10 protein-coding genes are annotated in these 12202 nt (G+C 66.8%); 6 read left to right on the forward strand and 4 right to left on the reverse strand.

The genetic code is table 11. The features are described from left to right. The first annotated feature begins 21 nt into the window (after window positions 1-21). Window positions 22-2646: a cation:proton antiporter gene (locus LDL28_RS00060; protein ID WP_233056642.1), complete on the forward strand. Its 2625-nt coding sequence runs from the start codon at window positions 22-24 to the stop codon at window positions 2644-2646. An 83-nt stretch (window positions 2647-2729) separates the two neighbouring features. On the opposite strand, the gene LDL28_RS00065 is transcribed toward LDL28_RS00060, so the two are convergent. Both LDL28_RS00065 and lysA read right to left on the reverse strand, forming a co-directional pair. Beyond that, the gene (locus tag LDL28_RS00065; protein ID WP_233056643.1) at window positions 2730-5468 is read right to left on the reverse strand and encodes a DUF4175 domain-containing protein; all 2739 of its coding nucleotides are present in this window, start codon (window positions 5466-5468) and stop codon (window positions 2730-2732) included. Continuing rightward, complete coding sequence (gene lysA / locus LDL28_RS00070; protein WP_233059134.1) at window positions 5465-6835, reverse strand: diaminopimelate decarboxylase; 1371 nt, start codon at window positions 6833-6835, stop codon at window positions 5465-5467. The genes LDL28_RS00065 and lysA overlap by 4 nt, the downstream gene beginning before the upstream one ends. Before the next feature lie 79 nt (window positions 6836-6914). Here lysA and LDL28_RS00075 point away from each other — a divergent pair, with 79 nt between their 5' ends. Further along, window positions 6915-7313, forward strand: a complete 399-nt coding sequence (locus LDL28_RS00075) for a cytidine deaminase (RefSeq protein WP_233056644.1) — start codon at window positions 6915-6917, stop codon at window positions 7311-7313. 4 nt (window positions 7314-7317) lie between these two features. Here LDL28_RS00075 and LDL28_RS00080 read toward each other — a convergent pair whose 3' ends face one another. Next, window positions 7318-7485 (reverse strand): hypothetical protein, encoded by a 168-nt coding sequence (locus LDL28_RS00080; RefSeq protein ID WP_233056645.1) that lies wholly within the window; start codon window positions 7483-7485, stop codon window positions 7318-7320. Then, window positions 7482-8912 carry an argininosuccinate lyase gene (argH, locus tag LDL28_RS00085; protein ID WP_233056646.1) on the reverse strand — a complete coding sequence of 477 codons (1431 nt, stop codon included), beginning with the start codon at window positions 8910-8912 and terminating at the stop codon, window positions 7482-7484. Before argH ends, LDL28_RS00080 begins: the two co-directional genes overlap by 4 nt. A 199-nt stretch (window positions 8913-9111) precedes the next feature. Between argH and LDL28_RS00090 the strand changes: the two genes are divergently transcribed. From LDL28_RS00090 to dnaQ, 4 genes are read left to right on the forward strand one after another with little or no spacing between them, the layout of a single operon-like run. Continuing rightward, the gene (locus LDL28_RS00090; protein WP_233056647.1) at window positions 9112-9960 is read left to right on the forward strand and encodes an N-formylglutamate amidohydrolase; all 849 of its coding nucleotides are present in this window, start codon (window positions 9112-9114) and stop codon (window positions 9958-9960) included. A gap of 8 nt (window positions 9961-9968) precedes the next feature. Further along, a complete protein-coding gene (locus tag LDL28_RS00095) occupies window positions 9969-10847 on the forward strand; it encodes a shikimate dehydrogenase (protein ID WP_233056648.1) in 879 nt (292 codons plus the stop codon). Between the two features lie 10 nt (window positions 10848-10857). After that, a complete protein-coding gene (gene coaE, locus LDL28_RS00100; protein ID WP_233059135.1) occupies window positions 10858-11487 on the forward strand; it encodes a dephospho-CoA kinase in 630 nt (209 codons plus the stop codon). Further along, window positions 11484-12164, forward strand: a complete 681-nt coding sequence (gene dnaQ / locus LDL28_RS00105) for a DNA polymerase III subunit epsilon (RefSeq protein ID WP_233056649.1) — start codon at window positions 11484-11486, stop codon at window positions 12162-12164. The genes coaE and dnaQ overlap by 4 nt, the downstream gene beginning before the upstream one ends. Window positions 12165-12202 lie beyond the last annotated feature (38 nt).

Here is a 12202-nt window from a genome sequence, read left to right on the forward strand (position 1 = left end):
ATCGGGAATCGAGGGTTTTGAATGGAGATAGCGGGTCTGGCAGCAATTCTGATGGCGATTGCCGTGCTGCTTGTCGTTGTCAGCGCGGTCCAGCCGCTTGCCCGCCGTCTGGAACTGTCGGAAACCGTCCTGCTTGCCGTGGCGGGCATCGTGATCGGGGGCGCGGCCGACCTGGTGCTGCGCAACACCCATCTGGAAATATTCAGTGGGGCGGCGGAGACGCTGCTGGATTTTCCGCTCAATAGCGAAGCCTTCCTGCTGATCTTCCTGCCCATACTGGTGTTTCAGGGCGCGCTGGGCATCGATGTGCGCAGGCTCGCGCATGAAACCGCCACCGTGCTGCTGCTGGCGGTGGTGGCCGTGGCCGTGTCCACCGCGACCATCGGGTTCGCGCTGTATCCCTTTGCCGGGGTCCCCTTGGTGGTCTGCCTGCTGCTGGGCTCCATCGTCGCGACCACCGATCCTTCGGCCGTTGCGGGGATCTTCAAGGAAATCGGCGCCGCCAGCCGCCTGACCCGGCTGGTGGAAGGCGAGGCGCTGCTGAATGACGCCGCCGCGATTTCCATTTTCACCATCCTGCTTGGCTCCATTACCTCGCACCACAAGATCATGCTGGGCGGGGCGATGCTGGAGTTCCTCGTCTCCTTTATCGGCGCGCTGATCATCGGCATTGTGTTCGGGCGGCTGACGCTCATGATGATCCCGGCGCTGGGGGCGGCCCCGGCGGCGGAGGTCACGCTTACGGTGGCGCTGCCTTACCTGTCCTATATCGTCTGTGACGAATTTTTCGGGTTTTCCGGGGTGGTGGCCACGGCGGCATCCGGGCTGACCATATCGATCTATGGCCCCTCCACCTTCCGGCCACAGACATGGCGGTTCCTTAACGAGTTATGGCAGCAGCTTGTCTTCTGGGCGGGATCGCTGGTGTTCGTGCTGGCGTCCATGCTGGTGCCGCGCCTGCTGGTGGGCATGACACGGTGGGATTGCGTGCTGATCCTGCTTGCGGCCGGCGCCGGGCTTCTGGCGCGCGGGGCGGTGGTCTTTGGCATGCTGCCCATCCTTGCGGCCACCAAGCTTTCCCCCCCCGTGCCGACACCGTTCAAGGTGACAATGGTATGGGGTGGGCTGCGGGGCGCCATTACGCTGGCGCTGGCGCTGGCGGTGACGGAAAACGAGCATGTCTCCAGCAGCATCGCGCATTTCATCGGTATCATCGCCACGGGCTTCGTGCTGATCACCCTGTTCGTCAATGGCCTGTCGCTGCGTTATCTTGTGCTGTTCCTGAAGCTGGACCAGCTTCCGCTGATAGATCAGGCATTGCGCCACCAGATCCTTGCCATCGGGTTGGGGGAAGTACGCGATCAGACGCGCGACGTGGCGGGCGAGCTTGGTTTCTCCCCCACCGTGACCAGCACGGTGGTGGAAGTGCTGGATCGCCGTGTCCATGCGGAAGAACAGGCCAATACCTTCGATACCGCGCTGGGCGACCGCCAGCGCGTGACGCTGGCGCTGATTGTCATCGCCAACCGCGAACGCTCCATCCTGCTCGACCTGTTCCGTATCCAGGGCCTGTCGCGGCGGGTGATGGAAACGCTGCTGCGCTCGGCCGAGGCGATGGTTGATGGCGCGCGGCTGGAAGGGCGCTTTGGCTACGTGCGCGCCCTGCGGCGCAGGCTGCGGCCGTCACTGCGCTTTCGCGTGGCGCAGATGATCCATCACCGGTTCAATTTCGACGCGCCCCTCATGTATTGCATGATGGAGCGGTTCGAGATGCTGATGATCGCCTATTTCGTCTCCCTTTCGCTTACGCGCTTCATGCGCCAGCGCATGGAACCCACGCTGGGCCACCGCATAAGCGATATCGTGGGCGAGGTGCTGGACCGCCAGTGCAAGCTGCTGGACGAGGCATTGCAGACGCTGCGCCTGCATTACCATGGCTATTCGGAAGCACTTGAAAACCGGATGCTGCGCCAGATCGCCCTGCGGCTGGAAGAGGAAAAATACGATAACCTGATGTCCGAATCGCTGCTGAGCGAGGAACTGCACCGCGAACTGCACCGTGACGTGGAACACAGGCGCGAACAGCTTGATTTCAGGCTGAAATTCAACATCCGCGCCGGGATCGAAAGCCGCATCCACAATTTCCCCCTGTTTGAGGGGGTGGCCGATGGCGTGCTGCATGACATCGCCATGAAAATGTCCATCCACTTCTCCTCCCCCGGGGAGCGGCTGTACCGGAACGGGCAGAAGGTGCGCACGGTCTATTTCATCAGCGCCGGACTGGCGGAGACACATTACCCGAAACACGATGTCCGCTTTGGCGCGGGCGCGGTGCTGGGCGCGCAGGAGGCGCTTGAGAACGGGCGGGTGAACGCCACCAGCCGGTCCCTGCAGTTCGGGCATTTCATGACCATGAGCGCGCGCGATTTCCGCAAGCTGGTCGAGGATTATCCCCGGATCGGTGAGAACCTCGAACGTCTCACGCAGGCCCATGCCAAGGGCGAAATGCCCGATGCGCAGCTTCTGCCGGTCGAGGGCGAAGAGGCGAAGGGCGCCCTGCCGTCCTACGACGCCATCGATCTGGCCACCGCCCCCGTCAATCGCGCCCTTCCGGCCCACCAGCCCGACCAGACGACCGACGCCTGAAGGGGGGGGCCTTCGTCCCAAACCTGCCCTACGCTAGCCCCGCTGGCTCTTTCCTTCGTATGGCCGCAGCCTGAACGCGGTTGTTAGAACGCACGCAGCAGCCGGTCGAGGTATTCCAGCTCCTCCGGCGGGCGGGTGCGGTCCGCGTCGCGGCGGCGGAGTTCCTGTTCGATTTCCCGCGCCCGCTCGCGGCTGGCGTTATCGGGCACATGGGTGTCGTTATCCATGCCCTGTCGTGTATCGCCGGTCTTGCGGCCCAGCGGGTCGCGATCGTTCCTGCTGTCCGTGGGCTGCTGGTCGGCGTCGTCGTCATCGTCCTCTTCGCCGGGGCGGTTGCCACCGCTGCCATGGCTGCCCTGCCCATTGCCCTGTGACAGCATGGGCAGGAAAACGGTCATGCCACCATGCGCGCCCTGGTTGCGGATGGACTGGCGCATCTGCTGGTCGCCCTGCTGCAGGTCGGCCAGCACCTTTTTCTCGGCATTCGCCGCATCAGGATCCCCGCCGGTGGCCAGCGCGGCACGAACCGCCTTCATATCCGTCTGGGCCTTGTCGAGGGCGGGCGTATCCTTGCCGGAGAACTGCTTGAACTCATGGCGTAATTCATGCAGGGCGCGGGCGAGCGCGTGCTGCACGGCGCGGTCGGCATGCTGCTGGGCCGTGCGCGCTTCCGGTGTCATGCTTTCGGGCGACGGAGGGGGGGATGCCGGGGCCGGCGCGCCACCGGGCGGCGTGATGCCCAACTGGCGCAGCAGGTCCGCCGTGGACAGGGCGGACAGGTCGGATCCGTCCTCATCCATGTCCGTCTGGTGTTTCGCGGCGTCGCGTTCCTGCTCGCGCCGGGCCTGATCCAGACGCGACTGGGCATGGTCGAGCAGTTGCGACTGGCGGGCTGTCAGGTCACGCAGCGCGTGGCGCAGTTCCCTGGCGCGCTGGCGGGCCTGCATCTGCTGGGCAAGCTGCACCATGTCCTGCGGGGTCGCGTTGCGCATGCTCTCGGCCATGTCCTCCATCTGCTGGAGTTTCTGCATGGCGTCGGCATTGCGGCCACCGGCGGCGTCATCCTGCAACTGCTGCATCATGCGGCCCAGATTCTGCTCCCCGCGTGCGGTCATTTCCGGAATGGCGGGCATGGCGGAATGTTCGCGCATGGCCTGCTGGGCAAGGGCCTGCATCTTGCGCGAAATCGCATCCTTCAGCGCCTGCATGCGGTGCTGGAGTTCGGCCTGCTGGTCGGGGCCCTGTCCCGCCGGTCCCATCTGGCGCATGTGTTCAAGCTGCTGCCGCACGGCTTCCTGCGCGGCCTGCACGCCAAAATCAGCCTGTTCGTTATTGATGTCGTGGCGGTTGTGCTCGATATCGAGTGCTAGAAACCATAGCCGTCCCGTGGCCTGGGTTATGGCATAGTCATCGGGCACGTCCTCGCTGTCCAGCATCGCCGCCGTGCTGGTAAGGGCCAGAAGCAGCCCGACCTGATGGGTCAGCATGGTATCGGCCTGCCCCAGCGCAAGCAGTTCACGCATGCCCTGCGTGCGGTTCTCCCGCCGCAGGGCGATGCGCTTGCGGATATCGAGTATCGCCTTGGCCAGCGGGTTGCGGAAGCTCCGCGCGCCGATACGCAGTCGGACCGGCGCGGATGTGGCCGTGACCCCGCTGCTGCTCGTGGCGACAAGGCGCGCGGTAACATCCTCGCCCGCCCATGGGTTTTCAGACAGGTCGGGTGTGGCCACGTCATCCGCCATGCGCGGGTGGCCGTTCAGCGGGATCGGGACATCAAGCCTGTCGCGCGGGCTGTCCGGCATGACCAGTTCCGCATGCATGCTCGCGATGCCGTAGGGCTGGGAGACATGATAGGGCAGGCGGGTCCGCCATTCGCCATCATGGCTGCCGGGGTCTTTCCCCCATGCGATTTCCGGGGCGGGGTTGGGGGTAACCTTCAGGTTCCACCGGGTAAGGACGCGCCCCCGGCCGCGCAGGGTCAGCGTGCCGCTGGCCAGCAGGGTTGCCTGCGCGCTCCAGCTTGCATTGCCCAGCGACCGGAAATCATGTGGCCCCAGCGCCGGGTCCTGTGCGCCGCGCATGCGCAGGGCGGGGTGGCCGTTCAGCCCGTTCAGGGTAACGGTCAGTTGCGCGCCTGCGGGAATGGTGGCGTCCGTATGCGCGGCGTCAAGGAAGACCGGCGCGCCCGGCGCGTAATCCGGCATGGTGATCCATGCATTGACCTGTGCCGCCGGGGTATCGGCATCATCCATGCCGGGCAGGAAGGCGGCGGCGATGCGGCTGGGGGCATGCCCCCCGGACCAGAGCAGCCCCCCCGCCAGCAGCACGCCCAGCGCCGCAGTGACCTGCCAGCGTCCGGCCGCGTGCAGGCGGGGCCGTGGCCAGCCGCCGCGCAGGTGGCCAAGTTCCGCCGTGACGCGCTGGAGGTGCCTTTGCCAGAGAAAGACGATCTCCGGCGTCCGCGGGTTGGCGGGCCGGTCGTACAAGGTGCGCAGGGGCTGGCCGGACAGGCCGGAAGCCTGTTCCACCCGCCGGTCGGTTTCCTGCGCGGTGGGGGGGCGGATGCGCTCTCCCGCCCGCCATGTCGCATAACCCGCCCCGGCGGCGATGGCCGCCAGCAGGAGCGTATGAACGGCGTCGGGCAGGGACTGGGGCAGGCGTGCCAGCCCCAGCACGCCAACGCCGAGGGCCGCATCGGCCCCCGGCAGCATGAGCGGCCACAGGCGTTCCACCCACAGGGCGCGACGGGCCTGCTGGCGGGCATGGGCCAGACGTTGCGGCAGGTCGCCGCCGGGCTGGGTGCTGTCCTGCCCGGTCGTCATAGGCCTCCGCCAGCGGGGATGAGGGACGCCCCCGCCCACTCGGGAATGCGGTCAGCGGCCCATAGATCCGCGATCTCCTGGCGTTCACGGATGACGGACCAGCGACCGCCATCCACCATCACCTGCGCTGCGAGCGGGCGGGCGTTATAGGTGGAACTCATGACCATGCCATAGGCCCCGCAATCCAGCAGCGCGAGGCGCGATCCGGCCTCCATGCGGGGCAGGGTGCGGTCATGGCCGAACGTATCCCCACTTTCGCATACCGGCCCCACCACATGCACCTGCTCGGTCGGGGCCGTGGCGCCAGCGGCGGAAAGGGGCAGGATGCCGTGCCACGCATCATACAGGCTGGGCCGCATGAGGTCGTTCATCGCCGCATCAAGCACAAGGAAAGGCGGCATGCCGTCATAGCCCCGCTTGCGCAGGATCACGGTACTCAGCAGCACCCCGGCAGGGCCGGCCAGCCAGCGGCCCGGTTCGATGGCAAGGCGCGTGCCCAGCGCCCCCAGTTCGGCATGGATGGCGGCGGCAAGCGCCTCGGGCGCGCCCTCGCTTTCATCGCGGTAGGAAATGCCCAGGCCCCCCCCGCAGTCCAGCACGTCTATGGCAAGGCCACGCGCGCGGATGGTCCGCACCAGATCCGCCAGCTTCGCATAGGCGGTACGGTAGGGCTGCATGCGGGTGATCTGGCTGCCGATATGCATGGCGAGCCCGACGGGCCGGATGCCGGGCAGGGCGGCGGCATGGGCGTAAAGATCGACCGCGCGGTTGTAGGGAATGCCGAATTTGTTGGTGGCGAGGCCGGTGGTGATCTTGGCGTGGGTGCCGGCATCGACATCGGGGTTGATGCGCAGGGCGACGGGCGCGTCCGCCCCTTCGGCGCGTGCGATGGTGGAAAGGAGGTCGAGTTCCTCCGCGCTTTCGACATTGATCTGGCCAATGCCCGCGCGCAGGGCCATCCGCATCTCATCGGGCGTCTTGCCCACGCCGGAAAAGACGATCCGGCCCGCCGGGATGCCCGCCATCATGGCGCGGCGCAGTTCACCGCCGCTGACCACATCCGCTCCGGCTCCTTCGGCCGCCAGCACGCGCAGCACGGCCAGATGGTCATTGGCCTTGACCGCGAAATGGATCGAAACCGGGCGGCCCGTGGCGTCGAATGCCGCCGCAAGGCGCCGGTAGCGCGCGCGCAGCGTGCCCGCGCTCATGACCCATGTGGGGGTGCCCAGCGCATCCGCTATGGCGTTGAGGGGCACATCCTCCAGCACAAGTCCGTCCATGGCGTGCATGGACAGCGCCGGACGGGCGGCCAGAAGGTCGGCAACGGAAGGATCCTGTCCGGGACAGGTGAGGGGAGCATGAGCCATGATGGCGTGCAGGATACCGTCTTGCACCGTCCCTTCCAAGGTGCTTGACGCAGGAAAGGCGGGGAAGCACAAATCAGTCATGGAAAATGACCCTCTGGTGCGGGCGGCGGTCGATGTGAGGCTGCGGGCCTATGCGCCGTATTCGCGCTTTCTGGTCGGTGCGGCGGTCGAAACCGTGGACGGACGGATTTTTGCCGGGTGCAATGTCGAAAATGCGGCCTATCCGGAAGGAACCTGTGCCGAGGCCGGGGCCATCGCGGCCATGGCGGCGGCGGGCGGGCGGCGCATCCGCCGCGTGGTGGTGTGTGGCGGGCTGGACGCTCCCTGCACGCCATGTGGGGGATGCAGGCAGAAAATAAGGGAATTCGCGGCGCCGGATACCGCCGTCATCATGGTCTCGCCACAGGGGGAGACGCTGCTGGAGCGTACGCTATCCGACCTGCTGCCCGACAGTTTCGGGCCGGGCAGCCTGTCCTGACCGCCTATCTGTCGGAACTGGGATAGCTCCGGTAATAAGCGTTTGAATGCGCGGGCTGGCGGGGCGTGCCGATGCGGCCACAGGCGTCGAGCGTGGTGGCCATGACCGCCAGAAGGCCGGTCAGCAGCATGAGCATGGCCGCGCGCCGGTGGCGGGTGGTGAAGCGGGTCATTTCTGCGCTCCCAGAATATCAAGCCAGCGCGCGGACTGCGCGCGCACGTTGTCACTCGCGGTGCCGCCATGGCTGGTGCGTGAGGCGATGGAGGAATCGACATCGAGTACCGAGAAGATGTCCCGGGTAATGCCCGGTTCCTCGGCCTGCATCTCCTCCAGCGTCAGGTCCGCCAGGCCCACGCCACGTGCTTCCGCCCTGCCGACCAGACGGCCCGTGACATGATGGGCGGTGCGGAACGGAACCTTCAGCACGCGCACCAGCCAGTCCGCCAGGTCGGTGGCGGTGGAAAAGCCCGAACCGGCATAGGCGCGCATCTGTTCGGCGTTGACGCTCAGATCCCGGATCATGCCATCCATGGCCGCAAGGCTCAGGGCGGCGGCGTCGGTCGCCGCGAAAACGGGCTCCTTGTCCTCCTGCATGTCCTTGGCATAGGCCAGCGGCAGGCCCTTCATGACCGTCAGCAGCCCCACCAGCGCGCCGGTGATGCGCCCGCCCTTGGCGCGGACCAGTTCGGCCGCGTCGGGGTTGCGCTTTTGCGGCATGATGGAGGAGCCGGTGGTGAACGCATCCGACAGGCGGATGAAGGAGAAGGGGGCGGAACACCAGATCACGATTTCTTCCGCCAGCCGCGACAGATGCACCGCCATGATGGACAGGGCGGACAGGTATTCCAGCGCGAAATCGCGGTCGGACACGGCATCGAGCGAATTGGCGGTCGGGCGGTCGAAGCCAAGGGCCTTTGCCGTCATGTCCCGGTCGATGGGAAACGACGTGCCCGCAAGGGCCGCCGAACCCAGCGGGGATTCGTTGAGCCTGCGCCGCGCATCCGCCAGCCGCCCCCGGTCACGGGCCAGCATTTCCACATAGGCCAGCAGGTGGTGGCCGAAGGTGACGGGCTGTGCCGTCTGCAGGTGGGTGAAGCCGGGCATCGGGGTCGCGGCATGTTCCTGCGCCCGGCGGGCCAGCGCGCGCATGAGGGAGGCCGCCTGCTGGTCCAGCCCGTCGATCGCGTCGCGCACCCACAGGCGGAAATCGGTCGCGACCTGGTCGTTGCGCGAACGCGCGGTGTGCAGGCGCTTGCCCGCCTCGCCAATGCGGTCGGACAGGCGGGATTCGATATTCATGTGAATATCTTCCAGCGCGGTGCTGAACGCGAACGTGCCCGCCGCGATCTCGCGCCCGATCTCGTCCAGCCCATCGGTAATGGCGCGCGCGTCCTCGGCGGAGATGATGCCGGTCCTGGCCAGCATGGCGGCATGGGCCTTGGATCCCGCGATATCCTGCCGCCACAGCGCCCTGTCAAAACCGATGGAGGCGTTGATGTCCTGCATGATCGCCGCAGGCCCCCCGGCAAAGCGTCCGCCCCATTGCGCGTTGGCCCCGTTCGCGTCCTGATCCGTCAGCGTTTTCGCATTCCCCGGCATTCTGTGTTCCAGCTACCCCAAAGTGTGATTAAGGACCATGTTGGCGTAACGCCATGGTTGCCGCGCACCCTACCCACGTGGGCCGTCAGATACAATCATTCCTGCGGGATGTGGGTTGTCGTGCGGGGTCTTTTACTCATGCGGCAGGGGCTGTAGGGTCGTTGCGCAATCCGCCCACGGCCAGAGGACGCCCCGCACAATGCCGCACGCAGCCCTTGCGCAAGAGCCGTCACGTTTGCTGACGCAGGATGATCCTCCGCCCGTTATCCAGTTCGGTCCATCGGCCGCCGGAAACCCCGTTACAGCCTCCACCCTGCCGTTCGTGCTGGCCAGCGACCACGCCGGCCGGGCCATTCCCGCGGCACTGGGGGATCTGGGGGTGGGCGCGGCCGATCGGGCGCGCCACATCGCCTGTGACCTCGGCATGGCCGAGACGGGTCGCCTGCTGGCGCAGCAGTTGGGCTGTGTGCTGGTCGAGCAGGCCTATTCCCGTCTTGTAATCGACTGCAACCGTGCGCCGGGGCATCCGACATCCATCGTGCGGCGCAGCGATGGCACGGATGTGCCCGGTAATGTCGATATTACCGCAGCCCAGGAGGGCCGGCGCGTCGATGAGATATTCCTGCCCTACCACCAGCGGATCGAGAGTGAAATCTCGGCCCGGCTGGAGGTGGGCCTGCCGGTCGTGCTGGTTTCCCTGCACAGCTTTACCGAATGCATGAACGGACAGGTGCGTCCGTGGCATACGGGCGTGCTGCACAACCGCAATCCCGCATTCGGGCTGCGGGTGCGTGACCTGCTGGCGGCGGAGGAAGGGCTGGTCGTGGGCAGCAACGAGCCCTATGCGCTGACGGACGCCAGCGATTATACCGTGCCGGTGCATGCCGAAGGGCGGGGCCTGCCCTATCTTGAAATCGAGATCCGCCAGGATCTGGTGTCCACCGCGCGGGGGCAGGCGGAATGGGCCGCGCGCCTGGCGCGCATCCTGCCGCGCGCATGGGACGAATTCAGCCGCCAGAGTGCCGGTTCACGTAAACAGACAGCCTGATGGACCTTATGCAAAAAACAACGCAGCGCACGCCGCGCATTGATGGGCATACGCTTCTGGCCGGGGTGATCGGCTGGCCGGTCGCGCATTCGCGCTCACCGCTCATGCATAATTTCTGGCTGCGCAAATGCGCGATCAATGGCGCCTACGTGCCGCTGCCTGTCCGGCCGGGCCAGTTCGATACGGCGGTCCGTGGCCTTCAGGCGGCAGGATTCCGGGGTGTGAACGTCACCATCCCGCATAAGGAATCGGCCTACGGAATCGTGGACCGGCTGGACCGTTCGGCCGAACGCTCCGGGTCGGTCAATACGCTGGTTTTCACTGACGACGGCCGGATCGAGGGCTATTCCACCGATGGGGATGGATTCGTCGCCAATGTCGAGGCGCACGGGATCGCGGTTCACGGCGGCTTCGCCCTGCTGCTGGGCGCGGGGGGGGCTGCCCGCGCCATCGCGGCCAGCCTGCTGGACCGGGGGGTGAGCGTCATCATCGCCAATCGTACCCGCGCGCGCGCCGAAACGCTTGCGGCCTCACTTCCCGGGGTCAGGGTGATCGACTGGGCGCGGGCTGGCGAGGTGCTGACGGAGTGCACCCTGCTGGTCAATACCACTTCCATCGGCATGGAAGGGGCGGCGGACGGGGCATTCCCACTGGATCTGGGGCAGGCCGACAGGGCGCTGGTGGTGTGTGACATCGTTTACGTGCCCCGGCAGACCGCGCTGCTCAGGCTGGCCGCGGCGCACGGCCTGCGTCATGTTGACGGGCTGGGCATGCTGATCCACCAGGCGGGGCTGGGATTTCACAAATGGTTTGGTGTGACACCGGAAATCGGGCCGGATGTCGAGGCCCTGCTTGATGCGGACCTGCATGCCTCCCGCACGGGCTGACCGGCGGCGCATGCGGGTGCTGGGGCTGACCGGGGGCATCGGCATGGGCAAGTCCACCACCGCCACCCTGTTCCGCCGGGCGGGTGTGCGGGTGTTCGATGCGGATGCGGAGGTCCGCGCCCTTCAGGCGCCGCATGGCCGCGCGCTGCCCGCCATTGGCAGGCTGGTGCCCGGTTCGGTGCATGACGGGGTGCTGGACCGGGGAATGCTGCGGCGCGTGGCGCTGTCGGATCCCGCCATCATTCACGGCCTGGAGGGGATCCTCCACCCGATGGTGCGCAGGGCGCGTGAACGCTTCCTCCAGCGCGCGCGGCGCGATGGCTGCCGCTGGGTCGTGCTGGACATCCCCCTGCTGTTCGAGACCGGGGCCGAACGGGCCTGTGACGCCGTGGTCGTTGTCAGCGCGCCCGCGCGGGTCCAGCGCGCGCGGGTCATGCGGCGCGGCAGGATGACGCCTGAGCAGCTTGACGCCGTGCTGGCCCGCCAGATGCCGGACGCCCACCGCCGCCGCCGGGCCGATGTGGTGATAGAAACGGGACTGTCGCGCCATGATACGGTGCGCCAGGTCCAGCGCCTGCTGCGCGCCATGCGCGCGGGCACGATGGCCACACGGGCGCGGGCCGGAAGGAAGCAGACATGAAACGCACGATCCTGTTCGATACGGAAACCACCGGGCTTGATCCGCTCAAGGGCGACCGGGTGATCGAGATCGCGGCGCTGGAGCTGATGGGCGACCTGCCCACGGGGCGGAATTTCCATGTCCTGATCGACCCCGAACGCGACGTGCCCGAGGAAGCCTCCCGCGTGCATGGCTTCACCCGCGCCGACCTGGAAGGCAAACCCAAATTCGCCCAGATCGCACAGGAGTTCACGGCGTTCATCGGCAGTGACGCCCTGATTGCCCATAACGCACGGTTCGACTTCGGCTTCCTGAACGCGGAACTGACCCGCGCCGGCCTGCCGGAACTGGATATGGGCCGCATGGTCGATACGCTCGACATGGCGCGGGAGCGGTTTCCCGGCATGCCCAACAGCCTCGATGCGCTGTGCAGGCGTTTTTCCATCGACCTGTCGGAACGTACCACCCATAACGCCCTGCTGGACTGCAAGCTGCTGGCGGCGGTCTATCTGGAACTGACCGGCGGCAGGCAGCGCGGGCTGGGCCTGGCGGTGGAGGAGGACGGCGGCGGCATCGCCAGTTACAATTACGTGCGCCCGCCGGGGCACGTGCCGGTGCGGGTCAGGCCCGATGAAGCGGAAATCGCGGCCCACCGGGCGTTTATCGAACGTCTGTCCGATCCGCTATGGCTGGGTTGAACCATATGCAGGCCATAAAGGGTTTGGTCGGCGCGGTA

Source organism: Komagataeibacter sp. FNDCR2, assembly GCF_021295395.1.
Lineage (GTDB): Bacteria > Pseudomonadota > Alphaproteobacteria > Acetobacterales > Acetobacteraceae > Komagataeibacter.

What these genes read in the sequence shown, in the direction of transcription:
- LDL28_RS00090 (WP_233056647.1), top strand. Translation starts at nt 9,112, where the DNA reads ATGCCGCACGCAGCCCTTGCGCAAGAGCCGTCACGTTTGCTGACGCAG.
- lysA (WP_233059134.1), bottom strand. Translation starts at nt 6,835, where the DNA reads ATGGCTCATGCTCCCCTCACCTGTCCCGGACAGGATCCTTCCGTTGCC.
- argH (WP_233056646.1), bottom strand. Translation starts at nt 8,912, where the DNA reads ATGCCGGGGAATGCGAAAACGCTGACGGATCAGGACGCGAACGGGGCC.
- LDL28_RS00095 (WP_233056648.1), top strand. Translation starts at nt 9,969, where the DNA reads ATGCAAAAAACAACGCAGCGCACGCCGCGCATTGATGGGCATACGCTT.
- dnaQ (WP_233056649.1), top strand. Translation starts at nt 11,484, where the DNA reads ATGAAACGCACGATCCTGTTCGATACGGAAACCACCGGGCTTGATCCG.
- coaE (WP_233059135.1), top strand. Translation starts at nt 10,858, where the DNA reads ATGCGGGTGCTGGGGCTGACCGGGGGCATCGGCATGGGCAAGTCCACC.
- LDL28_RS00065 (WP_233056643.1), bottom strand. Translation starts at nt 5,468, where the DNA reads ATGACGACCGGGCAGGACAGCACCCAGCCCGGCGGCGACCTGCCGCAA.
- LDL28_RS00080 (WP_233056645.1), bottom strand. Translation starts at nt 7,485, where the DNA reads ATGACCCGCTTCACCACCCGCCACCGGCGCGCGGCCATGCTCATGCTG.
- LDL28_RS00060 (WP_233056642.1), top strand. Translation starts at nt 22, where the DNA reads ATGGAGATAGCGGGTCTGGCAGCAATTCTGATGGCGATTGCCGTGCTG.
- LDL28_RS00075 (WP_233056644.1), top strand. Translation starts at nt 6,915, where the DNA reads ATGGAAAATGACCCTCTGGTGCGGGCGGCGGTCGATGTGAGGCTGCGG.